The 24,824-nt window shown below is 48.0% G+C and carries 26 protein-coding genes; 12 read left to right on the top strand and 14 right to left on the bottom strand.

What is annotated here, in order from left to right; translation table 11 throughout:
- Positions 1-76 precede the first annotated feature (76 nt).
- From odhB to I5M27_RS15205, 5 genes are all read left to right on the top strand, one after another.
- The gene (odhB, locus tag I5M27_RS15185; protein WP_200507177.1) at positions 77-1,702 is read left to right on the top strand and encodes a 2-oxoglutarate dehydrogenase complex dihydrolipoyllysine-residue succinyltransferase; all 1,626 of its coding nucleotides are present in this window, start codon (positions 77-79) and stop codon (positions 1,700-1,702) included.
- Between the two features lie 200 nt (positions 1,703-1,902).
- Positions 1,903-3,306: a dihydrolipoyl dehydrogenase gene (gene lpdA / locus I5M27_RS15190; RefSeq protein WP_200507178.1), complete on the top strand. Its 1,404-nt coding sequence runs from the start codon at positions 1,903-1,905 to the stop codon at positions 3,304-3,306.
- 334 nt (positions 3,307-3,640) lie between these two features.
- On the top strand, positions 3,641-4,726 hold the full coding sequence (locus tag I5M27_RS15195; protein ID WP_200507179.1) for a DUF3616 domain-containing protein: 1,086 nt from the start codon (positions 3,641-3,643) through the stop codon (positions 4,724-4,726).
- 126 nt (positions 4,727-4,852) lie between these two features.
- Entirely contained in the window at positions 4,853-6,100 is a 1,248-nt protein-coding gene (locus I5M27_RS15200; protein WP_200507180.1) for a zinc dependent phospholipase C family protein, read from the top strand.
- An 89-nt stretch (positions 6,101-6,189) separates the two neighbouring features.
- Positions 6,190-6,915 (top strand): TVP38/TMEM64 family protein, encoded by a 726-nt coding sequence (locus I5M27_RS15205; RefSeq protein WP_200507181.1) that lies wholly within the window; start codon positions 6,190-6,192, stop codon positions 6,913-6,915.
- A 98-nt stretch (positions 6,916-7,013) separates the two neighbouring features.
- On the opposite strand, the gene I5M27_RS15210 is transcribed toward I5M27_RS15205, so the two are convergent.
- The gene (locus I5M27_RS15210; RefSeq protein ID WP_200507182.1) at positions 7,014-7,670 is read right to left on the bottom strand and encodes a hypothetical protein; all 657 of its coding nucleotides are present in this window, start codon (positions 7,668-7,670) and stop codon (positions 7,014-7,016) included.
- Between the two features lie 275 nt (positions 7,671-7,945).
- Between I5M27_RS15210 and I5M27_RS15215 the strand changes: the two genes are divergently transcribed.
- Positions 7,946-8,236, top strand: a complete 291-nt coding sequence (locus I5M27_RS15215; RefSeq protein ID WP_200507183.1) for a hypothetical protein — start codon at positions 7,946-7,948, stop codon at positions 8,234-8,236.
- Positions 8,237-8,341: 105 nt separating this feature from the next.
- Here the strand turns inward: I5M27_RS15215 and msrA are convergent, their stop codons facing one another.
- Complete coding sequence (msrA, locus tag I5M27_RS15220; protein ID WP_200507184.1) at positions 8,342-8,827, bottom strand: peptide-methionine (S)-S-oxide reductase MsrA; 486 nt, start codon at positions 8,825-8,827, stop codon at positions 8,342-8,344.
- A 293-nt stretch (positions 8,828-9,120) separates the two neighbouring features.
- On the opposite strand from msrA, the gene I5M27_RS15225 reads away from it, so the two are divergent.
- Both I5M27_RS15225 and I5M27_RS15230 read left to right on the top strand, forming a co-directional pair.
- Positions 9,121-9,639 carry a DUF421 domain-containing protein gene (locus I5M27_RS15225; protein ID WP_200507185.1) on the top strand — a complete coding sequence of 173 codons (519 nt, stop codon included), beginning with the start codon at positions 9,121-9,123 and terminating at the stop codon, positions 9,637-9,639.
- A gap of 113 nt (positions 9,640-9,752) precedes the next feature.
- Positions 9,753-10,244 carry a hypothetical protein gene (locus tag I5M27_RS15230; RefSeq protein ID WP_200507186.1) on the top strand — a complete coding sequence of 164 codons (492 nt, stop codon included), beginning with the start codon at positions 9,753-9,755 and terminating at the stop codon, positions 10,242-10,244.
- A 95-nt stretch (positions 10,245-10,339) separates the two neighbouring features.
- Here I5M27_RS15230 and I5M27_RS15235 read toward each other — a convergent pair whose 3' ends face one another.
- Entirely contained in the window at positions 10,340-10,519 is a 180-nt protein-coding gene (locus I5M27_RS15235; RefSeq protein WP_200507187.1) for a hypothetical protein, read from the bottom strand.
- Positions 10,520-10,782: 263 nt separating this feature from the next.
- On the opposite strand from I5M27_RS15235, the gene I5M27_RS15240 reads away from it, so the two are divergent.
- The gene (locus tag I5M27_RS15240) at positions 10,783-11,100 is read left to right on the top strand and encodes a hypothetical protein (RefSeq protein ID WP_200507188.1); all 318 of its coding nucleotides are present in this window, start codon (positions 10,783-10,785) and stop codon (positions 11,098-11,100) included.
- A gap of 96 nt (positions 11,101-11,196) precedes the next feature.
- On the opposite strand, the gene I5M27_RS15245 is transcribed toward I5M27_RS15240, so the two are convergent.
- The 3 genes from I5M27_RS15245 to I5M27_RS15255 form a co-directional block, all read right to left on the bottom strand.
- Positions 11,197-11,799 (bottom strand): hypothetical protein, encoded by a 603-nt coding sequence (locus tag I5M27_RS15245; RefSeq protein WP_200507189.1) that lies wholly within the window; start codon positions 11,797-11,799, stop codon positions 11,197-11,199.
- The gene (locus tag I5M27_RS15250; protein ID WP_200507190.1) at positions 11,796-12,545 is read right to left on the bottom strand and encodes a hypothetical protein; all 750 of its coding nucleotides are present in this window, start codon (positions 12,543-12,545) and stop codon (positions 11,796-11,798) included. The genes I5M27_RS15245 and I5M27_RS15250 overlap by 4 nt, the downstream gene beginning before the upstream one ends.
- 187 nt (positions 12,546-12,732) lie before the next feature.
- Positions 12,733-13,491, bottom strand: a complete 759-nt coding sequence (locus tag I5M27_RS15255; protein WP_200507191.1) for a hypothetical protein — start codon at positions 13,489-13,491, stop codon at positions 12,733-12,735.
- Positions 13,492-13,719: 228 nt separating this feature from the next.
- Between I5M27_RS15255 and I5M27_RS15260 the strand changes: the two genes are divergently transcribed.
- Positions 13,720-15,264 (top strand): hypothetical protein, encoded by a 1,545-nt coding sequence (locus I5M27_RS15260; RefSeq protein WP_200507192.1) that lies wholly within the window; start codon positions 13,720-13,722, stop codon positions 15,262-15,264.
- 67 nt (positions 15,265-15,331) lie between these two features.
- Here the strand turns inward: I5M27_RS15260 and I5M27_RS15265 are convergent, their stop codons facing one another.
- The 3 genes from I5M27_RS15265 to I5M27_RS15275 all read right to left on the bottom strand — a co-directional run bounded on the left by I5M27_RS15265 (position 15,332) and on the right by I5M27_RS15275 (position 17,480).
- A complete protein-coding gene (locus I5M27_RS15265) occupies positions 15,332-16,225 on the bottom strand; it encodes a M48 family metalloprotease (RefSeq protein WP_200507193.1) in 894 nt (297 codons plus the stop codon).
- A 214-nt stretch (positions 16,226-16,439) separates the two neighbouring features.
- Positions 16,440-16,709, bottom strand: coding sequence for a hypothetical protein (locus I5M27_RS15270; protein ID WP_200507194.1), 270 nt, complete (start codon positions 16,707-16,709; stop codon positions 16,440-16,442).
- A gap of 153 nt (positions 16,710-16,862) precedes the next feature.
- The gene (locus I5M27_RS15275) at positions 16,863-17,480 is read right to left on the bottom strand and encodes a hypothetical protein (RefSeq protein ID WP_200507195.1); all 618 of its coding nucleotides are present in this window, start codon (positions 17,478-17,480) and stop codon (positions 16,863-16,865) included.
- 329 nt (positions 17,481-17,809) lie between these two features.
- Here I5M27_RS15275 and I5M27_RS15280 point away from each other — a divergent pair, with 329 nt between their 5' ends.
- Positions 17,810-18,463 carry a DsbA family protein gene (locus I5M27_RS15280; RefSeq protein ID WP_200507196.1) on the top strand — a complete coding sequence of 218 codons (654 nt, stop codon included), beginning with the start codon at positions 17,810-17,812 and terminating at the stop codon, positions 18,461-18,463.
- A gap of 166 nt (positions 18,464-18,629) precedes the next feature.
- Entirely contained in the window at positions 18,630-19,121 is a 492-nt protein-coding gene (locus I5M27_RS15285; protein ID WP_200507197.1) for a regulatory protein RecX, read from the top strand.
- A 41-nt stretch (positions 19,122-19,162) separates the two neighbouring features.
- On the opposite strand, the gene I5M27_RS15290 is transcribed toward I5M27_RS15285, so the two are convergent.
- The 5 genes from I5M27_RS15290 to I5M27_RS15310 all read right to left on the bottom strand — a co-directional run bounded on the left by I5M27_RS15290 (position 19,163) and on the right by I5M27_RS15310 (position 24,704).
- A complete protein-coding gene (locus tag I5M27_RS15290; protein ID WP_200507198.1) occupies positions 19,163-19,786 on the bottom strand; it encodes a DUF4230 domain-containing protein in 624 nt (207 codons plus the stop codon).
- A gap of 94 nt (positions 19,787-19,880) precedes the next feature.
- The gene (locus I5M27_RS15295) at positions 19,881-20,816 is read right to left on the bottom strand and encodes a 1-aminocyclopropane-1-carboxylate deaminase/D-cysteine desulfhydrase (RefSeq protein ID WP_200507199.1); all 936 of its coding nucleotides are present in this window, start codon (positions 20,814-20,816) and stop codon (positions 19,881-19,883) included.
- A 367-nt stretch (positions 20,817-21,183) separates the two neighbouring features.
- Complete coding sequence (locus I5M27_RS15300; RefSeq protein WP_200507200.1) at positions 21,184-23,640, bottom strand: YfhO family protein; 2,457 nt, start codon at positions 23,638-23,640, stop codon at positions 21,184-21,186.
- 46 nt (positions 23,641-23,686) lie between these two features.
- A complete protein-coding gene (locus I5M27_RS15305; protein ID WP_200507201.1) occupies positions 23,687-23,959 on the bottom strand; it encodes a DUF4834 family protein in 273 nt (90 codons plus the stop codon).
- Positions 23,952-24,704 (bottom strand): FkbM family methyltransferase, encoded by a 753-nt coding sequence (locus I5M27_RS15310; protein ID WP_200507202.1) that lies wholly within the window; start codon positions 24,702-24,704, stop codon positions 23,952-23,954. Before I5M27_RS15310 ends, I5M27_RS15305 begins: the two co-directional genes overlap by 8 nt.
- Positions 24,705-24,824: the final 120 nt, after the last annotated feature.

A 24,824-nucleotide genomic window follows, 5' to 3' on the forward strand; every position in this document is an offset into this window, starting at 1 on the left:
GTTTTTACCTCAAAAAGTGTAGCGTTTTCGGAAGGCTTTCAGCAAAAAGAAACGAATTAATTCTAAAGCAAAATATATGTCATTAGAAGTAAAAGTACCGGTTGTCGGCGAATCCATTACCGAAGTAACCATAGCCAAGTGGCTAAAAAAAGACGGCGACCAGGTTGCCATGGACGAGATCATCTGCGAACTTGAATCGGACAAAGCGACTTTTGAGCTGCCAGCCGAAGCCGCCGGTATTTTAAGAATTGTAGCGCAGGAAGGCGATACGGTAGAAATTGGCGGAATCCTTTGTCGCATTGAAGGCGAAGGCGCAACTGCTGCTGCTCCAAGCCAGGCTCCAACTGAAACGAAAACGATTTCCGATCCGCAAAGCACGCCGGTAGCGGAAGCAACGCCATCTACGGGTGCGCAAAACCAGCCACAAACTCCCGCTTCGGCTCCAGCAACTGGCGGTGGCGTGAAAGAAATAAAAATCCCAGCCGTGGGCGAATCGATCACCGAAGTTACCATTTCCAAATGGCTGAAAAACGACGGCGACCAGGTAGCCATGGACGAGGTTCTTTGCGAACTGGAATCAGATAAAGCAACTTTCGAACTTCCAGCTGAAGCCGCCGGTATTTTAAGAATTGTAGCGCCGGAAGGTTCTACGATCGAGATTGGTGCAGTTATCTGCAAAATTGAAACTTCGGGTGCTCAGGCGGGCGTAACGGCTGCCCCAAGTGCTCCGGCATCTCCGGCGCAAACCCAGCCAATGGCGGCGGCTACTTCCGGTGCGGCAACGTACGCTTCCGGAACGCCTTCCCCGGCAGCCGGAAAAATTCTATCGGAAAAAGGCATTAACGCTGCTGACGTTCAAGGCTCCGGCCGAGACGGTAGAATTACCAAAGAAGATGCCATGGGCGCGCAAGCCAAACCAGCGCAAGCTGCTCCGGCCGCTGCTGCGAAACCTGCTGCTGCAACATCGGCTCCGGCTGCTGCGCCAGCTGCCCAGGCAGGAGCGCGTAACCAGCGCCGCGAAAAAATGACCAGCCTGCGGAAAACCGTAGCGCGTCGTTTGGTACAGGTGAAAAGTGAAACGGCCATGCTTACTACTTTCAACGAGGTAGATATGAAGCCGATCATGGACATCCGCAACAAGTTCAAAGACAAGTTCAAGGAAAAACACGAAGTTGGTTTAGGCTTCATGTCGTTCTTCACCAAAGCTTGTACCGTTGCCTTACAGGAATGGCCGGCTGTAAACGCGATGATCGATAACGGCGAGATCGTTTATAACGATTATGCCGATATTTCCATTGCCGTTTCTTCGCCAAAAGGCCTGGTAGTTCCGGTTATCCGCAACGCCGAAAGCTTAAGTCTGGACGGTATCGAAAAAGAGGTGGTGCGCCTTGCCAAAAAAGCCCGCGATGGTAAATTAAGCATCGAAGAAATGACCGGCGGTACTTTCACCATCACCAACGGCGGTATCTTCGGTTCCATGATGTCTACACCGATCATCAACGCGCCACAATCAGCTATTCTGGGTATGCACAACATCATCCAACGCCCGGTTGCCATCGACGGCCAGGTTGAAATTCGCCCAATGATGTACCTGGCGCTTTCTTACGACCACCGCATTATCGATGGCCGTGAGTCGGTAAGCTTCCTGGTACGCGTGAAAGAATTGCTGGAAGATCCAATGCGTTTATTATTAGGCGTGTAAGTTAGAAATGTTTAGAAAGAGGAGGGAAGAAGGTTCGCTGAATTTCCTCCTCTTATTTTTACAGATACTGTCCCCTTGAGGGGACCACAGGGGTGTTTACTCTTGCAGATTTAGCACGCGGAAACATCCCCCTTGCCCCCTTCAAAGGGGGAGTTATCAGATAAATATTTAAAAAGAGTAATCTTTTAAAAAGTAAAAAAATGAAATACGATGTAACTGTAATCGGTTCCGGACCTGGTGGCTACGTGGCGGCAATTCGTTGCGCCCAGCTGGGAATGAAAACCGCGATAATCGAAAAATATTCGGTGCTGGGTGGTACCTGCTTAAACGTAGGTTGTATTCCTTCCAAAGCGCTTTTAGATTCTTCGGAGCATTTCCACAACGCTTCGCATACCTTTAAAGAGCACGGCATCGAGCTGGATAACCTGAAAGTAAACCTGGGGCAGATGATCAACCGCAAAAGCGGCGTTATTAAATCGAACAACGACGGGATTGCTTATTTAATGAAGAAAAACAAGATCGATGTTTATAACGGTCTGGGTTCTTTCGTAAGCAAAAACAAGATCAAAGTAATGCCGGAAGCCGGCGAAGCCCAGGAAATTGAAACCGAGAAAGTAATTATCGCTACCGGTTCCAAGCCTACCGTGCTGCCTTTCCTGCCGGTAGATAAAGAACGCATCATTACTTCCACCGAAGCTTTAACTTTGAAAGAAGCTCCGAAGCACATGATCATCATTGGTGGTGGCGTTATCGGGCTGGAACTAGGTTCGGTGTATGCCCGCTTAGGTTCTAAAATCACGGTAGTAGAGTTCCTGGATTCCATCATTCCGACCATGGACCGTGCTTTGGGTAAAGAACTACAGCGCGTTTTGAAAAAGACTTTAGGCTTCGAATTCTTCTTCCAGCACAAAGTAACCGGCGCTACCAACGATGGCCAGAACGTGAAAGTAACCGCTGAAAATACCAAAGGCGAAACGGTTACCTTCGAAGGCGATTACTGCCTGGTTTCCATCGGTCGTAAACCTTACACCGAAGGCCTGAACCTGGAAGCAGCCGGTGTACAGATGGGCGAACGCGGTATGATTGCCGTGAACGATCACCTGGAAACCAACGTACCGGGTATTTTCGCCATTGGCGACGTGGTGCGTGGTGCGATGCTTGCCCACAAAGCCGAAGAAGAAGGCGTGCTGGTGGCAGAATACATGGCTGGCCAGAAACCGCACATCAATTACAACCTGATCCCGGGCGTGGTTTATACCTGGCCGGAAGTAGCTGGCGTTGGTTTTACCGAAGAACAACTGAAAGAACAAGGCCGCGCCTACAAAACCGGTTCGTTCCCGTTCAAAGCCTCCGGCCGCGCCAAAGCTTCCATGGATACCGATGGTTTCGTGAAAGTATTAGCCGATAAAACCACCGACGAAATTCTGGGCGTGCACATGATCGGGCCGCGGATTGCAGACTTAATTGCGGAAGCGGTTGTAGCCATGGAATTCCGGGCTTCTGCCGAAGACATTGCCCGCATGAGTCACGCGCACCCAACCTATACCGAAGCCATGAAAGAAGCGTGTTTAGCCGCTACGGAAAACCGCGCCATTCATATTTAACAGATTTGGAAATTTGAAGATGTGAAAATTTGAAAATGGTTTCAGATTAAACATCATCAGCTTTCTTTTACTGAAATGCCTCCTGGTACTGCCATTCCGGGAGGTATTTTTTTGCCCTGACTTTTTGGGTCTAAAACGATAGCGTTTTAAAGGCAGCCGGGGCGTACGGGTTGAAACCGTGAAAATTATTTTTTTCAGGTAAAGGACCTAAACCCTAAACTATAGCCCTGCCTTGTCACGTCTTTCAAGGCGAGGAGCGCAACAACCCAAATGCTGCAAAAACGGTATGCAATTACACTCAAAAAGCCAAACCGGCTTTTGTAGAATGCAACCTATGAAAAAACACCTCAATCTCGAATTCAACGGGAAATACAGCATCAATGCCGCCGGCAAGCACGTGCGCGACGGGCTTTCCACGGCCATTATTCTGGAAGATAGTCTTTGGATCGCCTGCGATGAAAGAAGCAGTTTAGAGCGGCTGACGAAAACCGATAAACAAACCTTCGGCAAGCATCAGTCTTTCGATCTGAAAAAATACCTGGAATTACCCGGCGGCGCTGACTGCGAAATTGATGTGGAAGGTTTAGGGTTCGATGATCATTATTTGTGGCTGGTAGGCTCGCACAGCCTGGCACGGAAAAAACCAAAAAAATCTGATCCACCGGAAAAGCAGATTAAGCGCTTGGCGAAAGTGAAAGATGATCCGAGCCGGTATTTGCTGGCGCGGATTCCGATGATCAGAAACCGCGAAACCGGCGAATTCGAGCTGCATAAATCCTGTGCCCATCCCGATATTCCGAACGTAAAACTGCACGCTTCGCAGCTGGTAAGCTCCGGCGAGAAAAACAAACTCATGCAGGTGCTGGCTTCCGATATCCATTTGAAGCCTTTTATGCAGATCCCGGGCAAAGACAATGGCTTCGATATTGAAGGTTTAGCCCTGAGTAAAGAGAAAATCTACATCGGTTTGCGCGGTCCGGTTTTGCGGGGCTGGGCTATGATCCTGGAAGTGGAGATTGAGGAATCGAAGTCGGAACAATTCAAGCTGAAACCGATCGGCGAAGACGGTAAATTCTATAAAAAACATTTTTTACACCTGGAAGGCATGGGAATCAGGGAACTGCGGGTAGTGAAAAACGATCTGCTCATTCTGGCGGGCCCAACTATGGATCTGGATGGCACCATTTCGGTTTACCGCTGGAAAGATGCAATGAAGCAGCAAGAAGCGGCTATTGTGCACCGGAAAGAACTCGAGCGCTTATTTGACGTGCCGCACGGTTCAGGCGAAACTTCCGGCCAGGATAAAGCAGAAGGCATGGCGCTTTACGACGATAACCACGTGTTAATTGTGTTCGATAGCCCCACCGATAAACGTAAACTCAGCGATAACGGGGTGCAGGCCGATGTTTATAAGATCTGAAAACGCTATGCTTTTAGCTTGAAAAACTACTTCTAAACGGTAAGGATTTAGCTTTCAAAACTGCCGGTACGGGGTTAAAAACAGACTTGCAGCAATTTCGTAAGCAGCAGTACAAACGAAATTGCTTTGTACCTAAAAATTACCCTCTGCTTTTTGCTGTTTTTGCTGCAGGCTTCCTGCACAGAATTGCGGGCTTATTCCATCCTTACGCACCAGGCCATGATCGATGCCGCCTGGGAAAAAGAACTGGTACCGGTCCTGGAAAAGCGGTTTCCGGGCGCAACGCTCCAGGAACTAAAAGATGCGCACGCGTATGCTTACGGCGGCGCCATTATGCCCGATATGGGGTATTATCCCTTTGGAAGCCGCTTTTTTACCGACTTAGTGCATTACGTACGAACCGGTGATTTTACCCAAAACCTTATTTCCGAAGCAACGAACCGCAACGAACTGGCTTTTGCTTTGGGCGCGCTGGCGCATTACCACGGCGATATTCAGGGGCATAAACTAGGAACCAACCGAAGCGTACCGCTGATTTACCCTGAAACCCGCAAATACTTTGGCGAAGTGGTTACTTACGAAGAAGATCCGGTGGCACATATGCGTATGGAATTCGGGTTTGATGTGTTGCAGGCGGCGCGCGGTAATTATGCGCCTCAGGCTTACCGCGATTTTATTGGCTTTAAAGTAGCCGGGGAAGTACTGGAACGTGCTTTTTATAAAACCTACGGGCTAAAATTGAAACAAACTTTTGTGTATGTGCCGCTGGCAGCGTTCGTTTTCAAAATTGCGGTGAAAGCAGTTTTGCCGCAGGTCACCAAAATTGGCTGGGAGTGGGTAGATAAAGATGCTATGAAAAATGAAGGCAGCGCTGCCGACCAGGAAGTAGCGCATCTGCTACGCAAAAGCAGTTTTAACGAATTGTTTAGCCGGAAAAACGATGAGCCGGGCATTTCGGCGCGGATCTTGGCGGCGGTTTTCCGGTTTGTGCCCAAGATCGGGATCCTGGAACCGCTCCATTTCGAAATTCCCACGCCCGAAGCCGAAAGCTTGTTTGCCATAAGTTTTGCGACTGCCCTGCAAGATTACCAGCTTTCATTACAGAACCTGCCGGAAAGTTTGCCGAACCTGCAAGACTACGATCTCGATACCGGTTATCGGGCGGAATTAGGGCACTATAAACTGGCTGACCATGCGTTTGCGCGCCTGCTGGTAAAACTCTCCGACGACAATTTCGAAACTGCATCTGCAACGTTACGCGCCGACGGCCTCCAATATTTTACTAATCTATCGCCGCCGCCAGATTTTCGTCTGGAAAAGAAACGTTATCGTAAAACCAGAGCCAGCCTGCAAATGCTGCAGCAAACCAAATAAAACCAGGCCGGAAATAAAAAATGGTATCCTTTTCTGGTCAAAAACCCGTAAAATGCTGCGATCTTCTCCCGTAACAAACCAATTCTGTTTTGAAACCTGAAAATAAAGAAAAATCGAGCAAACTGCCTTTATACATTACGCTTGGCGTAGTAGGAACCGTGTTTGCGCTTTACTTTTTCTGGCCGCCCTTTGCCGGTTTTCTAAGCGAAGCCTGGTCGGTGCTGAAGACCGGCGACCAGCAGAAAATATCAGCCTGGGTAGAACAATTTGGCTATTGGGGGCCGCTGGTCATCATTCTTTTTATGATCGTGCAGATGTTTATGGTGGTGGTAAATGTGCTGGCTATCATCATTATTACCATCCTGGTTTACGGTCCGGTTTGGGGTAGTTTAATTGCTTTTTCGGGCATCATGCTGGCTTCTATAATCGGCTACGGCGTTGGGCGTTGGGCCGGAGTGGCGCTGGTGCACAAATTACTGGGCGTGAAAGCGGCTACAAAAGTGGAAGCGCAGGTAGACCGCTACGGTTATTGGGCCGTTGCCATTGCGCGCGTAATTCCGGTTATCTCTAATGATGCGATCAGCTTTGTAGCCGGTTCTACGGGCCTGGGTTTCTGGAAATTTTTAGGAGCAACCACCGCCGGAGTCGTGCCGCTTATTACCCTTATCGCCTTCATCGGCAACGATTCAAAAAGCCTTACCACCGGCCTTATCTGGCTTTCCGCCATTGGAATTACCGCCTTCCTGATATTTTATTTCTACGATAAGCACAAACGTAAAACCGAAGTGGCCCCACCGGAACCGGGAAAACGTTAGGATTTAAGCACAAAAAAGTCCCGGAACTTCTGGTATGAAATTCCGGGACTTTTTTAATTGAAAGTTTAATCTATAACGGTTAGTGGTTTAATCTACGTTTAGTGGCTTCCCGCCGAACTGCCTTCTTCATTCGGGTTCTGGCGGGTTCTTGGCGGGAATTCGCCGCCGTGCTGATGGTCGCCGCCGCTTTTTAGTTTTGCGGGAGGCGTGCCGCCTTCGTAGCCTTCATAATCTTCCGGGTTTCCGGAAGTGCCGCTGCTGCCACTGCTGCCTTTAGCGTTGTTTTTTACCCAGGCAGAAGGGTTATTGCCTCTGTGCGGGTCGTTGTATGTAGATGGAGCATGTTTATGTTCCTGCGACCCGTGCCCGGCACCACCGCTGCTTTTACCGCCACCCGAACCATCGGATTTACCACCTTCGTGGTTGGTGGTTCCGGTCTGGCGACGCACGGTTTCATCCTGCTCACCTGTTACTTTATGTATGCGGTAATCGTCGCCGAGGTGCAGCCCGGTGCCGCGTTCTTCCGGCGTCTGGTCGTTGCTGGAACCATCTTTTAAACTGCCGGCGCCATGCACATCGCCGGCGCTGGTATGCGAGCGGATGCCCGTGTTCGTTTCTTCGGCTTTAGCGCCCTGTTCGCCGGCCATGCTGCTGCGTTCGCCTGGCCCGCCACCCTGACGGTCTGATTTTGTTCCTTCGCCTTCTAAATGATTCCGGTGACCGCGTTCGCCACTTTCGTTCTTATGATTTTTCATAGTTGTAATCAGTAAAGTTAAACATCGGCTTGGCTTTGAGTGCGTTGCCGTAAGAGCAATTTACGCAAGCCCGGCGCGCAGGTTCGGCTAGTCGTTTCGAATCAGGTGTACTATTTAGAAAAAACGGTAGCACTTTGAGGCGAAAAACTCAGTATTAGAAAAATGAAAAATAATTGCAACCTAAACCTGTAAAATAGCGGTATAGCATTCCGGGCTTACTGCAAAATTTAGCTTAAAAAGGCCGGCTAATTTTCATCCTTTAACTTTCAAAAATTATGGAAAATAAAACGAACAAGCCAAACCAGGCTCAGTCTTCAGCGCAAAATGCTGCTTCTGCTTCTAATAAAAGCAATGCTTTTAATATGGAAGCTTTAACCGGCATGTTAGGCAACGGTCAAATTCCGGAAAAAATAAAGCAATATAGTGATATGGCAATTAAAAAAGTGAATAGCCTTAGCACTACGCAAAAAGTAATTGGCGGTGCTTTGCTGGTTTTAGGCGCCGGTTATTTATCGAAGCGTTCAAAAATGAACTTCAGCGGCATTGCCGGCAGACTTAAGCGATAAGCTTTTCAGGAATTAACTTACATAAGAAAGCCCGGCGCTATTACAGCGCCGGGCTTTCTTGTATTTATGGTTGCGCCTGCTTTAATAGTCGAGCCCGGGCTTCATTTATTTGGTAAGTACGTTTATGCAATTCGTAAAGCCTCTTTTTTCCAGGTATTGCTGGTGGTACTCTTCGGCTTTATAAAATACCCCGGCCGCCGAAATCTCGGTTACAATAGGCTGGTTCCGGTAAATTTCGGATTGCTGAAGCAAAGCTTTGGATATCTGGGCGGCTTCTTTCTGCGCCTGGTTGTGGTAAAATATGGCTGAACGGTATTGTGCGCCAATATCCGGCCCCTGACGATTGAGGGTGGTAGGGTTATGCTGTTGCCAGAAAACGTCAAGCAGATCCTGATAAGAAATGCGTGCCGGATCATAGGTAATCTCTACTGCTTCGGCGTGCTCAGTTTTATCTGAACAAATCTCTTCGTAGGTAGGGTTTTCGGTTATGCCCCCTATATAACCAACGCAGGTAGCTTTTACCCCGTCTAATTGGCGGAAAATGGCTTCTACCCCCCAAAAACAACCCGCTGCAAAAGTGGCCTTCTCCATGAATATACTAATATTGTAATGTATTATTTTTTTAAAACTTTAGGCTTACTTACGTAATTTATTGGGTATCAGGTTACCAAAATGTTTCGTTAAAGTAAAATTTCAAACTTTTTAAACTTCTGTAGCTGGCATGTTTCCATGGGTTTACCCTCAATTATGCGATCAGAGATAAGTGGCAGCTTATAACTTTAAAGAGTTTTTCGCGCTAAAAGCCTAGCGTTTTCTTCCGCGGGTCTGCGGCCGGAAGCATTAATTTTAAACCTTCGGTACAATTCTCAAATCTGGTAATTTCTATGCTCGATTTTTTGAACACGTTGATCGGTCCGGATTCTAAGGACATTTTATGGTGGCAAATGGGGGTGCGCGGTATTCTTGTGTTTTTGTTAACGCTGTTTATGGTGCGTTACGGCGACCGGCGGATTTTCAGCAAAAGTACCGCACTGGATCTTGTTCTGGCCATTATTTTGGGTTCCATTTTAAGCCGCGCCATTACCGGTAATTCGCCGTTTTTTGCCACTCTTTTCACAGCCCTTTTGCTTGTCGGTTTTCACTGGCTGCTGGCCATGACTTCGTTTCATATAAAGGGCTTCGGGAAATATGTGAAGGGAAGGGAAACGCAGCTTATTAAAGATGGCAACCTGCTCTGGAATAAAATGGAACAGGAAAAGATAAGCCTGAACGATCTGTACGAAGCTTGCCGGAAAAGTAAAATGCAAGACCTGACAAATGTGAAGGATGCTTTCTTTGAGCGGAGCGGCGACATCAGTTTGATTCCTTTCGGCAAAGATGAAAAACCGGCTCCGAAAACCTGAATGCCGCCGGCGCGTTATTAGAGCAGGTTCCGATCGGGTTTTACAGCCAGGGAACAGCCAGAGATAAGAATTATTATTCCTGCACTTATTTACCCAGCCATAAAAAACTTACTATGAAAAAGAATAAACGGAAAAAGAGTACCGGCGCTGCCAGTAACCGCGTGCTGATATCACTGGCCGGTGGCCTGGCAGGTGCCTGTGCCCTGACGCTGGTGCACGAAACCATGCGCCGCCTGCACCCGGATGCGCCCCGGATGGATCTGCTGGGCATGCGGGCAATTGCCCAAACCATGCGCGCCGCCAACGCCGAACCACCTGCCGAAGAAAAATTGTTCGGTATAACCATGGTTGGCGATATTGTGGCCAATGCTTTGTACTACAGCCTGGTGGGCAGCAATAGAAATGCCTGGCTTCGCGGCTCCCTGCTTGGGTTGGCCGGTGGGTTAGGGGGCGTGGTGCTTCCCGGGCCAATGGGTTTGGGCACGGCGCCAAGTGGCCGCACCACCCAAACCAAAGTCATGACGGTGGCCTGGTACTTTTTGGGTGGTTTAGCCGCCGCCGCTGCCGCCCGTGGTATGGATAATCTTCTTAGCAGTAACCGCTGACATATTGAATAACAGGCATGAAAAAGCCGGCTCTGAGCAAAGAGCCGGCTTTTTGTTTTATAAATGTAGCTGTTCTTGTGACGTTACTTAAAAAATTAAGCGCTTTTGCGACCGGAGCCGCTTTTTTTGCCGCCGTGGTCGTGTTTGTTTACCGTGGCCCAGGCGCGTTTTTCGGCTTCTTCATGGTTTAAGCCTTTTTTCTCGTAACTTTCTTCAATGTGTTCGGCCTGCCGCTTTTGTTTATCGGTATAGGCAGATTTATCTCCTCTTGGCATAGCGTTTTTCCTTTCTTTTTAGTTTACAATAGATATTAGCCTGCCCGGGATTAAGGAAAACCGGGCGGCTTTTTTTATACGTTTCCCGGTAGAAGATGATTGAACAAGTTGTGCTTTTCTGAAACAATCAACTACCTAAAAGGGCCTTAAAAGCGGGTTAACGGCGCAATAAAGGGGGTAAAAGGAAAAAAAAGTAATTTTTTAGTGCAATTTTCATTCGAAAAGTTTAATTTTGAATCCGTTAACCAAATTATTATCAGATAATGAAAGCATTTTACCTTTTTTCGCTGCTTTTCATGCTGGCCTTTACACCAGGGTTTTCGCAGGGAAATGGCAGCGAAGCTTCCAAAACTGAATCCCCAAACCACGATCCTCAAAAGCTTGAAGCCAGCCTTTCGCCTGCCGAGCAAGCTGAACGCGATCTTTTAGTGCCGCGCAAGTACCAGGAACAGTTAGCGGTTGAAGCTAGCAAACCGGTTAAATACGGACCTTCCAACAGTTCGAGCAAAAAATATTATTCTAAAAAGAAGTATTCTTCCCGCCGCTATCCGGCTAAGAAAAGATCTACCCGTCGCCGGTAACAGTTACGCCGGTAAAGGATCAGAGCAAAAAAAGCTGCCCGGTTTGCCAGGCAGCTTTTTTAGTTTTCAGCTCAAAAAGGGTAGCGTTTTTTACCTTTATTGTACGAAGGCTGCAATAATTAAAATAAAAAAAGCAGCATAAATCCCTACGGCTGTGCCTAAGCCGGCAGCTGCTTTCCCCAGTTTTTTCTTTTTGGCCTGCTGTTTATAGCCTTCGGTGTAATGGGGGTTATCCAGCAATGTAACGTTGTTGGTTTCCATGTTGTGGCGGGAAGGAGGGGTGGCGGCAATTACAGCGCCTACGCCCAGCCCGACCGGTGGATAAAGCAACGTTGCTCCCAGCGTGCCCCAGTAAGCGCCTCTTGGTTTAAAATATTTTATTGCATCCGTTTTTCCGAGGTTATAAAGGGCATCTTTGTCCAGCGCGACAGCCTGCACTTCGGGTTCCGGCAGGTTTTCCAGAAATACATCTTTAACCCCGTTCTGATAGGTGATCATAAACACCGCAGCTTTGGGTATAACGTATGTGTTGATAGAGGCGGAATCCGGAAAAGGCTTGTAAATAACAGAATCCGGGGTTATTTCCAGCACTTTTACCAGGTATTCGTTGCCGTTCCGGTCCAGTAATTTATCCTGCCCCAAGGCAAGGCCGGAGGCAGTAAACCAAAGGAGGCTCAGGAAAAGGAATCTTAATTTCATTGATTTTTCTTTCTGTAGTTAAACCCAACCATGAAACTGTAGCGTGCGCCTTCTTTAGAAGGTACAAAAGCAAAGTTCAGCGGATAATTCATATTGCCAGATTTTATGGTGGCCCCGGTGGCAAAAACCAGTCCGGCTCCGGCCAGCGATACGTTCGGGCCAACGCCAACTTCAAAACCTGATTTACCTCTTAAACCAATAATGCCGCTGATGCTCGGTAAAAATAACCCTTGCTCCAGACCGCCGATCAGGGGAATAAGTTCGAGCAAACCGGAAGTGCCGCGGTCGCTCATAAAGATCTGCGTTTCGAATTGCCAGCCAAACTGCGTTAAAAGGCGGCTGGCTTCAAATTCGCGGTCCAGTTTGCGGCTCAGTTCGCCTTCGGCAATCAGGGTTAAACCAATGCGCGGGCCGTTCAGCTTTATTTGTTCCGGCGCCAGTTCATCAGGGTGCGGGGCAATATAGAGCGGTTCAGCGGGCGCCTGGCGAATTGGTTTGGCGCCTGACGCCGGTTCATTAAAAACTTCTTTGGCGCCATTGGCATAACGCAGCAGAAAAAGATCGCTTTTCCGGGTTGAAATTACCGGGCCTTCCGGGTTATCAAAACGTTTGTATTTTACGAGGTCGGGGGTAATTTCCAGCACTTTTACCAATATTTCTTCGCCGCTTTTTTTAATTAAGGTATCCTGGGCAGAAGCGAAAAAAGAACCAAAAATGGTAAGGGTAAGCAGCAATATTTTTTTCATGCGTTAGATGATTTGACTGGCGATTAATTGCCCGGCCAAGATAAGGTAATTGCACCGTTTATTAAATGTTTCGGCGGTTAAAAAAAAGCAAATTTTTCCAGATAACGAACCTGATAAACATCTTTCAATGCCGCTGAAATGTTTCAAAACGCTATGAAAAACGGCTTAAAAAGTGCCGGCCCGCCGCTCATCTTTTCCGGTAGTTAAAGCCGAACATAAGGCTGAATCTTGCTCCATCTTTAGACGGAACTACTGCAAAATTTACCGGAAAATGCACGTTGCCCGAGGTGAAAGAAGTACCCAGTGCCAGTACAACGCCCGTGCCGGCAGGCGATATGTTTGGTCCGAAACCAAGCTCCATACCCGATTCGCCGCGCAGACCGAACATGAGGCTGGCGCTTGGTAAAAATGCCCCCTGGTCTAAGCCGCCGATAAGCGGAATAAATTCTACCAGTCCGGTCGGGCCGCCCTCAATGTTAAAGATCTGGGTTTCGAACTGCCAGCCAAATTGCGAAATAACGGGGCTGGTAGCATCAAATTCCTCGGCCAGGCGCCTGGTTAGTTTGCCTTCGGTAATGTAGGTTACGCCAAAGCGCGGACCGTTCAGTTTCATCTGGTAAGGAGCCGGTTCTTCGGGTTGCGGCGGGTCTGCCACTTTTACTTCTTTCGGCGCCGGCCGCGGCGCAACTGGCAGGGGTTTGGCTTGCGGCTGCGGCGTTAAAATATCTTTCACACCGTTGGCATATTTTATCATAAACACTTCGTGCTTGTAAACCGAAATAGTTGGCCCTTCCGGATTATCGGCGCGTTTGTAAATAACCAGGTCGGGCGTAAGTTCCAGGATTTTAGCGGGAATTTCCTGACCGTCTTTTTTGGTGATCACGTCTTGCGCGGCGGCAATTAAAGATGCCAGCAAACATAAACTTAGTAGTAGAGATTTTTTCATAGTTTTATGCATTTAAATGATACCGTTTTGTAATGTTTCCGGATAAAGATACGGCGCGGTATAAGGGAAAGTAAAACCACAAATCAGGAAAATAAGACTTTGGGGAGTAGGGTTTTTGAGTTTTAAATCATTGAAAATCAGTAGAATATTGGTTTGTAAATAAGATGTTTCCGGAAAGAAAATTTTATTTATATTGGTAGTTTATTTTACCTGCCTGGCTTTTTCTATATGGATGATCTCAAAATTACCATCGATACGTTGACTCCTGATCAGAAAAGGGAGTTTTTGGATTTTATGAAGCGCCAGCAGCGACACAATGACCGTAAGGATGTGGCTTTGTTTCAGGCTTTGCAGCAAATTAAAAAGTTAAAACCGGCGGAATTACAGCGTAAAATTTACCCGGAAGCCGAAAACAGCATGGCTTACTACGCGCTTCGCAAGCGCCTCATGCGCCAGCTTTCGGACTTCATTTTGCTTAAACGCATGGAAGAAGATAGTACTTCCGTTTCGTCGGTTATGGGCATGGTTTCGCTGGCTTCGTATTTGTTTGAGGCCCGCGCCGACCGCCTGGCCTGGAACCTGCTGCGCAAAGCCGAAAAGCTGGCTCAGGAAAACGAAAAATTCGATCTGCTGAATAATATTTACAACCTGCAGATAGAACAAGCCGACAGCGGATTTGCCGATAACCTGCACCAGATCATTCAGAAGCGCAACGAAAACAAGCTGGCGGCCGACGAAGAAGAGCGCGCCAACATTGCGGCCAGCCTGATCCGCGAGCAACTCACCCAGGTGCGCGCGCAGGGCCGCGACCTGCATTTCGATGCGATCATTCAAAAAGTGCTTTCTGATTTTCAGCTCACCGAAGTGGCGGGCCGGCGGCCTTCTATTTTTTATAAACTCATGACCATTGCCCGCAGCGCGGTGCTGGCCCGGAAAGATTTTTACCAGTTCGAGCCGTATATTATTGCGCAGTTCCAGCAACTGGAAGAGCAAAGCGGTTTTACCAAAGCGCAGCTGCACTATAAACTGAACCTGCTTTACATGATCGCGCACGTACTTTACCGGAACCGCAAATTCAGCCAGAGCAACGCTTACCTGGAGCAAATTTATGCCGAACTGAAAACCAATACCAAGAGCCTAATGCTGCAATTTTACCCGCGCTACGTTTTTTTAAAAACGGCAAACCTGGCTTTTTTAGAGCAATTGGAAGAAGCTTCGGAACTGATGCAGGAGCTGATCGAAAAGCAGGGAAATCTGCTCAGCATCCGCGACCAGCTTACGGCGCAATTTGGCTTGAGCTTTTTGTATTTCGCGCAGGAAAACTACAAAAAAGCTAACCTGATCCTGATGCGTTTGCCGCACTCCGATAAATTCTGCGAAACTAAAATGGGCAAGGAGTGGGTCTTGAAAAAGAATATGGGTGAACTCATTTTGCAGCTGGAATTGCAAAACCCGGAACTGGCCATGAATAAAGTACGGATCATGGAGCGCAGTTTTAAAACTTTACTGGCGCAGGAAGCTTACCACAACGTGCGCGGGTACCTGCAATTGCTGAAAAAACTGATAGAAGATCCGTATCTGCTGGAACAGCCTTATTTTGTAGAACTGATTGAAAAAGAGCTGGAGTTTTTACCTCCGGAACAGGAAGATATTCAATCCATCAGTTTTTATGCCTGGCTGAAAGCGAAGATCCTGAAGCGGCGGTATTACGATGTTTTGCTGGAGCTGGCTGCCGGTAAAATTCCTGAAAGACCGGTGAAATTGCCTGAATGAACACAAAAAAAGCTGCACCATAAAATGCAGCTTTTTAGTTTTGGAGGCTGAAACCCTACCGTTTATTTCAGGAAAGCCAGCCTAACTCTTTGCCGTTGCGGTTATAGATTTTACCGGTTTTGCTTACAAAAAGCGGGTCTATTTTATCGCTTTTAAAAACGAACGGGAATTGCTCGTTATTGGTCTGCGCCAGCTTGCCGATTATTTCGAGTTGCTTGTTTTTTACCCGTACTAAATTGCCGTACGTGGTAATGTAAAACTCTTCGCGCGGGGCATTTTTAAACGTTACTTTGGTCAGGATAAAACGGCTGTCTAAGGTTGGCTCCACCTCTTCGCTGGTAATAAGCTGCGGGGTGCGCTTTTGGGTGGCAATGGCTACTGGTTTATCAGATACGGAATTGTTGCCGGCCAGCATCTGGCTGTTGGCATTGCGCCAACCGTTGCTGATAGCTGTTAAACGCGATTTTCGGCCGGGGTGCGTAGGGGTTTCATATTCATCGGAAAGCACGGCCATAGCTGCCTGGGCATCGGTTAAAGAAGCGCCCATTTTCCGTAGTACAAAGCCCGAAAATTCATCCGCTTCCAGTTCATCGGTTGGGTTGCTGCCGCCTTTCAGCAGCGTGTGCCCGTTTAAATGGTGACCAATTTCGTGCGCCAGAATACTTACTGCTGCCCAGTCGGTGCGGGAAGCGGAGTTCACCTGGTTCAGGAAACGGGTATTGTAGAGAATATAGCGGCGACCGTTCATGATCACAGCGGCGGCGTTATCAATTTCGGCTTCGCGCATTTCAAACCGGGGCGTTAAGCCTACCACGTCAATTATTTCTTTTACAATATCGCGGGCGCCGCGGGTTTTAGCAGGGCTTTTATAGGTTTGCGCTTTTGCATTTTCCGGGAAAAACGCAAGCGCCGAAAAACCGATGAACAATGCGGTTACATATTGGGTGAAGATCTTATTCATAGCGTTGCCTTTCTTAAAAAACGGTGGAGGTACAGAATTTTGTATCTGCTTTTACTAAAACGTTTTGCAATAGAATAAGTGCAATTTTGCGGCCAGAGTTTTGCCAGGGTAAAGCATAGCGTTTACAAACAAAGCCCCGGAGCAAACTCCGGGGCTTTGTTTAGTTTTATGGTAAAAGCCACATTTCTTATAGATTTGTATGCGGCTTTAAAATCTATTTGCCTGCTTTTTTATCTTTATCAGAATCTTTTTTGCTACTTTTTTTCTCTGAGGTTTCTTTTTTATCGCCGCTTTTAGCCGATGCTTTTTTAGTGGTTTTCTTTTCTTCGCCTAAACCAGGTACCACGTTTTTAACCAGTTTTTCGGCTTTTTTCTCTACCGTTTTTACCAGTTTTTTGGTAGTGTCGCGGGCAGCATCGCCTACGGCATCGGCAATTACATCGGCAATTTCTTTATGCTCTTTTTTGTCTTTTCCTTTTGTCATAGGATTTAGGTTTTTACGCTGTTAAGTTAGGTGATTTTGAATATTTGCTGAAACGAAAAACGGGCCTTAGAGTTGGGTTTCGGGCCGGTTTATAAAAAAAAGCCAGACTCCTGGAGCCCGGCTTTCATGGATCGGAAGTTGGAGTAGTAAAAACTACTTAGCTGCCGTTTTTTTACTGCCTGCAGAAGAGGCAGCTTTTTTGGTAGAAGCGGTGGTGCCCCCGGTTTTTCGGGTTGTGGCGCCGCTGCTGCTTGCTTTTTTGGCCATGGTGCCGGTAGCCCGGCTGGTAGTGGTGCCGGTAGTTTTTTTAGCGGCTGGTTTGCTTGCGCCGGTAGATTTGGCAGAGCTGGTTTTTTTGGCCGTGGTGGTGGTTTTGGTAGCTGCACTTTTGGTCGTGCCGGCCGGTTTAGTTGCTTTTGCCGCGGTTGCTTTTTTGGGGGTGGTACCGGTAGCTGCCTTTTTAGGCGCTGTAGTTGTTTTACCAGCCGAAGCAGTTTTGGTAGCCGGCGTTTTAGCAGCGCTTGCTTTTGCCGTGCTTGCTTTTTTGGTGGTTGCCGTTTTGGTAGCAGGGGTTTTGGTTGCAGCCGTTTTGGTTTTAGCAGTTGTGGTGCTGGCTTTTTTGGTTCCGGATTTAGCGGTAGAGGCCGAACTTGCAGATTTTTTACCGGTCATGCCGTCTGCTGCTTTCGTTACTTTCCGCACAACTTTGCTTACTACTTTAGATACAGCTTCCGGAACAATGTTGGTTTGAGTTCTTCTGGTTGATGCCATTTTCTTAATTTAATTTAGTGAAACAATTCGGCCGGCGGCAAGTAAAAGTCCTTTTTTTATGGAGAAAGCACGCTAACCTGTTACTTTTCAGTCGGATATATAAACGGATATATAGTGCCAGAGTTTTAATTAAAATCCCGTTTCTTTTAAAATTGTCCAATTTTTTTTGCGAACCGAACCAATTACAGGATAACCGGAAACTTCTGCGCCGGAAATTGGATGCTAAAAACGTGAAAATGGCTGTGGCCCGGCCGATCTGTAATTTCCACTGCCGCAAACGCTTTCCCGTTTTTAATGATTAAATTTGGGCCCTTTCAAACCTGTTTTTTATGCAGAAACCTACTCTCTTTTATATTTACGACGCGCTTTGCGGCTGGTGCTTTGGGTTTGCCCCGGTCATGCAAAAGCTTCACGCCGGATTTCAGAATCAGTTCAATTTTGAAGTGGTAAACGGCGGCATGATCACCGGCGAACGCGTGGGCCCGATCCGGGAAATGGCTACTTACATCAAACGTTCGGTGCCGAGCGTAGAGCAGGTTTCGGGCGTAAAGTTTGGCGAACCGTACGTGAACGGCATTTTAACTTCCGAAACTTACGTGAGCAATTCGCTGCCGCCGGCCATTGCGCTGAAGATTCTGCAGGAACAGGCTTCCGATCAGCAAATTCACCTGGCGCACGAAATCCAGCAGCTGCATTACGTGCAAGGCCATGACCTGAACGAAGTTGAAACGTATTTTCCGTTATGCCGAGAAATTGGCTTGCCCGAAGACGTTTTTCGCCTGAAATTTCAGCAGAAAAAATACCGCGAACAGGCCCAAAGCGATTTCGAACTGGCCAAGAACTGGGTAATTACCGGTTTCCCGGCGATAGTGGTAGAGCACGAAGAAAAGCTGTATCTGCTCACGCAGGGTTTCCAGGAATATGAGCCGCTGGCCGAAGTGCTGCGTAAAATTCTGAGCGGCGAAATAAAGCAGGACGATTAACTTAACCGGCACTTTTTTCGCCCCGGATCCTACCGTTTTTTGCCGGCGCAACGCTATAACGGCAACTGAAAATAAACCGGATTCCGGGCTGTGGAATCGAATGTTTGGCCGTAGAATTTTGTTCTGAATAAGCCGCGTAAAAACGCTATCTTTTTAACCCCAAAAAGTGCAACAGCCGAAGAAAAATAAAACTTACACGCCCAAAGAAGCCCTGCTCAAAGCCGCCGCCTACTGCGCTTACCAGGAACGCACGCAGCAGGAAGTGCGCGATAAACTCTATACCTACGGCCTGGAGCCCGACGACGTGGAAGAGCTGATCGTGAAGCTTTGCGCCGAAAAAATGATCGACGAAGAGCGTTATGCGGCTTCGTATGTGCGCGGAAAATACGGCTTAAAAAAATGGGGCCGGCGCAAAATCCTGCAGGGTTTAAAAGGGAAACGCATTTCCGATTACTGCATTAAAAAAGGGATGAAAGAAATTGATCCGGAAGTGTATTGGGAAAATCTGCTGCATTTAACCGAAAAGAAAATGCGCACCGAAAAAGAAAGCAACCCCTTTGCGCGCAAGCAAAAAATTACCTATTTCCTGCAAACCAAAGGCTACGAAACCGACCTGATTCAGGATGCTTTAAAAGAACTGGAAGGGAAGGGAAATTAAAGCCCGGAAATTTTAACAGTAACCGTTCCCATTCCTGACTTTCAGCGCTTTTGGATGGTAGGCACCTGCATTTTTTCAGACTGCTTTCTGATAATTACTTTCCGGCCCGAAGAATTTTCCAGCAGCGGCTTCAGGATCTTGTGCGCGTTTGCTTCCGTCTGGCGCAGAATACCGGAATGATTGGCGGTGCGGGCAATATTTTTTTCGGCGTATTTATAGGCTTCGTCTACCAGTTCCGCATCCCGGAAATAGGTGTTTTCCATGAGCAGGATCTTCGATTTTTCGTGGTTTACTTTGGAGTAGCAGATCTCGGGCTTGGGCAGGTAAACAGTCAGCAGCGAATCGCCGGAAAAAACCAGGTCCTGTTCGGTGAGTTTGCGCAGATCGATGCAGCCTACCGCTTCGCCGGACACGATTAAAACGCTGCGCGAATCGGGCAGAAACATGATGCCTTTTTTGTATTCTACCACGTCTTTAAAGTTGTAGCGTACCAGTTCCATTTTGCCCAGCGCTTCTACTTTAGTAAGTACGGTGTGGTGCGAAACGGTTACTTTTTCCTCAGACTTAAACAGCGATTCCGGCCGGAATTTTTTCCAGAGAAAAACGGCCAGCAAAACCAGTAAAAGCAGCGGCAAAAAGGTACGGATGAGGCGGTAAAGGAACATGGATAGTTTTTAAATGCTGATTACGCAGAAACAAATAAAGAGTGGGCAGCGCAGGAAATTCTTTCGCAAAACGCTATCTTTTTTAACCCAAAAACTAAAAATTAAATTCCTTCTTAAAGCCTGCATTCCCCTGTAAGCCTCCTGTATGAAGCGCCATAATTTTAGTGCCCGCCGGGAAATGATTCTGTCTGATCAATTCAAACAAACCGAAGAACATTTTAGCGGTGTATACCGGCTCCAGCGGGATCTGGAATTGCTGTTCAAACTCCTGGATAAAAGCAAAAAGCTCGGGTTTGGTTTTGGCATAACCACCGAAGTGATAAGCAGTCTGCAAATGCCAGTTCCGGTACGTTCTGCCGGAGCAGATCTGCGTGAACGCATCAATTTCCTGTTGCAGAAAATCGCCTTTCAGCGCGGAAAAAGCCAGCAATGCTTTCGAGCCGTTTAAACCGCAAAGCAAACCAGCCGCCGTGCCCCCGGTTCCGGCGGCGCAGCACAGCACGTCAAAATCTACTTTTATTTCCGAAATTATTTCCGTGCAGCCTTTTAAAGCAAGCGCGTTCGTGCCGCCTTCCGGTATAAGATAAGCATGGCCGAATTGCTGTTTTAGGCGGGCTTGAAGATCCGGCTCATTTTTCCGGCGGTAAGTTTCCCGGTCCTGGTAATGCAATTGCATGCCGTTTTCGGTAGCTTGCTGCAAAGTATGGTTCAAAGGCAGATGTTCTTCACCGCGAATCAGGCCAATGGTTTTAAAGCCGAAAAGTTTGCCGGCAGCTGCCACCGCCGCAATGTGATTCGAAAAAGCGCCGCCAAAGGTGAGCAAGGTTTCAAAATGCTGTTCGGCGGCGGCCAGCAAATTGTGTTTCAGCTTGCGCCATTTATTGCCCGAAACATCCGGATGCAGCAGGTCTTCGCGCCGCACGTAAAGTTCAATCTGTTTCCCATGCAGCAGTTCGCTTTCCAGTTTTTGTACCGGCACCGGCGGCGTTCTCCGGAAAAAATCTGAAAGCACTTGCGCTGAAACAGTCATAAAAACGGTAGGGTTTTCGGGTGAAAAAGTCTAAACCAATATTAAATTTTAAAGTGGGTCAATCTGAGCTTGTCGAAGAAACTTACGGGTACTGCTATGGAATTCGAGCGCGGCAAGGAATTCCTGTTGCTCCAGATTTATAATTAGTTTTCGGGCAGGTGCGGTGCGCGTTAGATCCCTCGACGAGCTCGGGATGACGCTATAATGATGACACAATAATATTACCGTGGCAATCTAATTTAATCTGGCAGGTACTGCTAAAAACGCTATGCTTTCGGGGTGAAAAACCCGGAAATAGTTGCCAGGCAAAAGAAAAAACCGGCCGGCTTCTGCCAACCGGTTTTTAACTTAAAAAGCATAGCATTTTTTACACGATGGGCTGGTTTTCTTCCGGCTTGGTTTTTACGGCAAACACAATGGCACCGATAATTACCGCGTAAAGCAAGATGGAAGAAATAAGCGTTAGGGTATTGCCAATGGTATATTCCTTCGGCTCAAATTTAAATTCTACTTTATGCTGACCGGCCGGAACTTCCAGCGCGCGCAGTACATAATTGGCCCGCAGGTGCGGCGTGAGTTTACCGTCGATGTATGCGTTCCAGCCATCCTGGTAGAAAATTTCCGAGAAAACGATCAGGCCGTTCTGTGCCGCATTTACGTCGTAAGTCAGTTCGTTTGGTGAATACGAAGTCAGTTTTACGGTAGAGCCGGCGGCGTTAAAGCTGCGGTTGGTTACCGGGAATTTTGAAATATCTACCACGGCTTCCGTTTTCGGATCGAAATCTTTCAGGGCGGCAATTTCTTCGTCGGGGTTGTTTACCGGCTTCACGGAGCTTACAAACCAGGCATTGCCCAAGGCTTCCGGGTTGCGCTGCACCGGCATTTTCGGATCGCCAGTAATAAAGTAGCGCGTGTTCAGCATGTTCAGCACCTTAAAATTGTTCTGCGAAATGTGCCGGTCTATCAGGTCCTGGTAGCGGCGCAGCTTGGCTCCGTGGTAGCCGCCGATCGATTTATGGAAATAAGACGTGCGCGCATCGTTGAACGGATTCTGCAGATTGATCACGCGGTAACTCAAGTCTTTATCCTGCAGGATCTGCTGATCGGCCGGGCTTGGCTGAAAATGCGTTTCCATGATCTGACGCTGGAAAGCATCGTGTTTCAGGTAGCGTTTATCCAGGCTCCAAAGGTCAATTAAAATTAAAGCGCCCACCACCAGCGAAGCCACGGTAGCCGAAAGTTTGCCTTTCAGGTAGAAATAAAGCACCCCGGCGGCCAGTAAAATAAAAATAATGGTCCGGAAAGTATCGCCGCGCATCATACCGGCCCGGTCTTCGCGCAAAGCATTAATAACCTGAACCGGGAAACCGGAACTTTGCAGCTGGGCATCAGCCGGCGCAATAAAGTCGCTCATGCTGCCCACGATCATGGCCAGCAGCGCAAACCCGGCCGTAATGCCTGCCGAATAAAGCACCGCTTTGGTATAATCTACGTTTTTATTGCGGCCATAAAGCACTTCATAAAGCGCCAGAATACCCAATAACGGAATCGTTACCTGCGCAATAACCAAGGCCATGGAAACCGCCCGGAATTTATTGTAACCCGGGAAATGATCGAACATGAAATAGTTAAAAGCGTCGAAATTCTTGCCCCAGGCCAGCAGAATAGAAAGGATGGTGGCGGCTAAAAGCCAGTAGCGGATCCTTTTATTTACCAGAAACAAGCCCAGCACGAACAGGAAGCAGATAATAGCACCCACGTAAACCGGACCGCTCGTAAACGGCTGGTCGCCCCAGTACATCGGCATGTTCTTTACAATGTCGCGGGCCTGGCCTTCGGGAGCACCCACCTGCAATAAAGCCTGGTAGGTTTCCGATTTGTCATTCAGGCTGTAAGTGCTGGCGCCGCCGTAAAAATCCGGAATTAACAGGGTAATGGTTTCGCCCACGCCGTAGCTCCAGTTAAAGGCGTAATCGCGGTCCAGACCGCTGCCGGTTGCCGTAGCACCGGCATTTTCCAGCGGCTTAATTTCCGATTTTCCGCGGATAGAATATTTGCCATACTCGTAAGTAGCATACACCCGCCCGAAACTTACCCCCACGGCCAGCATCGCGCCCAAAGCAAGAATTGTCACCCGCTTGAAATATTCGCCCAGCCACTTTTCTTTTATAGCGTAGATGAGTTCCACAATTCCGAAGATCAGTACGATCAGCAACAAATAATAGGTGATCTGCAAGTGGTTCATGCGGATGTGCATGGCCAGACCGAAGGCAAAAAATGCGGCACCCAGCCAGAAATTACGCCGGCCTTTCCGGAACGTAATGATGAGGCCGGCCAGTACCAGCGGAATATAAGCAATGGCTAATGATTTGGTGTTGTGGCCCGCTTCCAGAATAATGAGGTTGTAGGAAGTAAAGGCAAACGCAATGGCCCCCGCAATAGAAAGCCAGGTGCTCATGCCCAAGGCTACAAAAAGAATATAGGCGCAAACCAAGGCCAGGAAAACGTTGGCTACCATGGCCGGCAAGTTGAAAGTAATGGCCTGGTGCGCAAACTTCATCAGGTCGCCGGGGAATTTGGTGCTGATGAGGTACGTGGGCATGCCGCTGAACATAGAATTGGTCCAGAGGGCTTCTTCGCCGGTTTTTTCGCGGAACGCAGTTGCTTCCTGCGAGCTGCCGCGGTGCTGCAGAATATCGTTCTGCGGCAACGCTTTGCCTTCGAATAAGATGGGTGAAAAATAGGTAGCCGAAAGGCCGAAGAAAAAGAGCACCGCAATGATGTGAGGCAACAGGTGGTGTTTAAAGGAAAAGGTACGGTTCATGTCTGTTCAAAAACGTCCGGATAAAAACGCCTGAAAGATAGAACTATTATTTTACTTCTTCATAATCTACATACCGTCCGCCGTCAAAATCCTTCTTTGGTTTCTGGTGCTCTTCGGGGATATAATCTACGCGCACGTTGCCGGTTGGCTTTTGGTAGCGGTGCTGCTGCGAATCGCCGAAAGGATGTTGCGGCGCGCCGAAAGTGCCTTTACTTACGTGTTTTTTGAACAGGTATTTCACCAGCCAGCGCAGCAAAAAAGGCGCCACCAGCCGGATGAACATAATGATGAAAAAAGTTACTATTATAAACTTAAGCATGCTTTACTGGTTTGAAATAAAAGTCGCCGTGGTGGTTTGCAATTTCTGCGCCACGGGCGGGTTTCAGTTCATTTTCTGCCGAAAGGACACAGGTTTGGTACCCCAGCTTTTCTAATAACGCAATTACGCTGTCACGATTGTGGTCACCGTTCAGTTCGGTCTGAATAAGTGGCAGGTGCCGGGCCAGCGTTTGCTGCATGTTGCTGAAAACCTGAAACTCAAACCCTTCCACATCGCACTTCACAAAATCTAAACGTTGCAAACCCGAAAACAGTTCGTCGGGTACTTTCATGGCTACGTCGTAAAAGTGCGCGTATTTTTCCTGGGCATTGCTGCTTACCACTTTGGTCATGCCGTGATGCAGCAAGCCGTTGCGTTCCGGCGTGCCCATTTGGATCGTTGTATTCTCGCTTCCCAAAGCATATGGCAACAATTTTAGATTATCTACGCCGCTGGCTTTCACGTTATCGGTCCAGATCTGCTGAAATAACGGTATGGGTTCCACGGCTAAAACTGTTCCCTTCGGCCCGGCCAGTTTGGAAAGGAAAGTAGAATAATAACCCAGATTTGCGCCAATATCGATGCAGGTAAAACCCGGCCGGATGATCTTTTTTAAAAAGAAAAGTTCGGGATATTTTTTCTGCATCAGGCCGGCGCCCACCATAATGATGTAGGTCTTGCTCACCAGTCGGAGGTAGCCCTTAAAGCCCAGCATGTTTTCCAGAAGTTTGCGCAGTAGTTTCAAATGAAAAGAATATAGCGTTTGGGCAAAGGTAAGAAATTTACCCCACCCCAACCCCTCCCCTAAAAACCAGGGAGGGGCTTTTTTGGGCAAAGCGTGAAAAAAACGGTAGGGTTTAAGGGT

This window comes from Adhaeribacter terrigena (assembly GCF_016623615.1).
Classification (GTDB): domain Bacteria; phylum Bacteroidota; class Bacteroidia; order Cytophagales; family Hymenobacteraceae; genus Adhaeribacter_A; species Adhaeribacter_A terrigena.

Bases quoted from the DNA above. Each gene is read 5' to 3' on its own strand.
- odhB (WP_200507177.1), top strand. From the start codon at position 77: ATGTCATTAGAAGTAAAAGTACCGGTTGTCGGCGAATCCATTACCGAA.
- lpdA (WP_200507178.1), top strand. From the start codon at position 1,903: ATGAAATACGATGTAACTGTAATCGGTTCCGGACCTGGTGGCTACGTG.
- I5M27_RS15195 (WP_200507179.1), top strand. From the start codon at position 3,641: ATGAAAAAACACCTCAATCTCGAATTCAACGGGAAATACAGCATCAAT.
- I5M27_RS15210 (WP_200507182.1), bottom strand. From the start codon at position 7,670: ATGAAAAATCATAAGAACGAAAGTGGCGAACGCGGTCACCGGAATCAT.
- I5M27_RS15215 (WP_200507183.1), top strand. From the start codon at position 7,946: ATGGAAAATAAAACGAACAAGCCAAACCAGGCTCAGTCTTCAGCGCAA.
- msrA (WP_200507184.1), bottom strand. From the start codon at position 8,827: ATGGAGAAGGCCACTTTTGCAGCGGGTTGTTTTTGGGGGGTAGAAGCC.
- I5M27_RS15225 (WP_200507185.1), top strand. From the start codon at position 9,121: ATGCTCGATTTTTTGAACACGTTGATCGGTCCGGATTCTAAGGACATT.
- I5M27_RS15230 (WP_200507186.1), top strand. From the start codon at position 9,753: ATGAAAAAGAATAAACGGAAAAAGAGTACCGGCGCTGCCAGTAACCGC.
- I5M27_RS15235 (WP_200507187.1), bottom strand. From the start codon at position 10,519: ATGCCAAGAGGAGATAAATCTGCCTATACCGATAAACAAAAGCGGCAG.
- I5M27_RS15240 (WP_200507188.1), top strand. From the start codon at position 10,783: ATGAAAGCATTTTACCTTTTTTCGCTGCTTTTCATGCTGGCCTTTACA.
- I5M27_RS15245 (WP_200507189.1), bottom strand. From the start codon at position 11,799: ATGAAATTAAGATTCCTTTTCCTGAGCCTCCTTTGGTTTACTGCCTCC.
- I5M27_RS15250 (WP_200507190.1), bottom strand. From the start codon at position 12,545: ATGAAAAAAATATTGCTGCTTACCCTTACCATTTTTGGTTCTTTTTTC.
- I5M27_RS15255 (WP_200507191.1), bottom strand. From the start codon at position 13,491: ATGAAAAAATCTCTACTACTAAGTTTATGTTTGCTGGCATCTTTAATT.
- I5M27_RS15260 (WP_200507192.1), top strand. From the start codon at position 13,720: ATGGATGATCTCAAAATTACCATCGATACGTTGACTCCTGATCAGAAA.
- I5M27_RS15265 (WP_200507193.1), bottom strand. From the start codon at position 16,225: ATGAATAAGATCTTCACCCAATATGTAACCGCATTGTTCATCGGTTTT.
- I5M27_RS15270 (WP_200507194.1), bottom strand. From the start codon at position 16,709: ATGACAAAAGGAAAAGACAAAAAAGAGCATAAAGAAATTGCCGATGTA.
- I5M27_RS15275 (WP_200507195.1), bottom strand. From the start codon at position 17,480: ATGGCATCAACCAGAAGAACTCAAACCAACATTGTTCCGGAAGCTGTA.
- I5M27_RS15280 (WP_200507196.1), top strand. From the start codon at position 17,810: ATGCAGAAACCTACTCTCTTTTATATTTACGACGCGCTTTGCGGCTGG.
- I5M27_RS15290 (WP_200507198.1), bottom strand. From the start codon at position 19,786: ATGTTCCTTTACCGCCTCATCCGTACCTTTTTGCCGCTGCTTTTACTG.
- I5M27_RS15295 (WP_200507199.1), bottom strand. From the start codon at position 20,816: ATGACTGTTTCAGCGCAAGTGCTTTCAGATTTTTTCCGGAGAACGCCG.
- I5M27_RS15300 (WP_200507200.1), bottom strand. From the start codon at position 23,640: ATGAACCGTACCTTTTCCTTTAAACACCACCTGTTGCCTCACATCATT.
- I5M27_RS15305 (WP_200507201.1), bottom strand. From the start codon at position 23,959: ATGCTTAAGTTTATAATAGTAACTTTTTTCATCATTATGTTCATCCGG.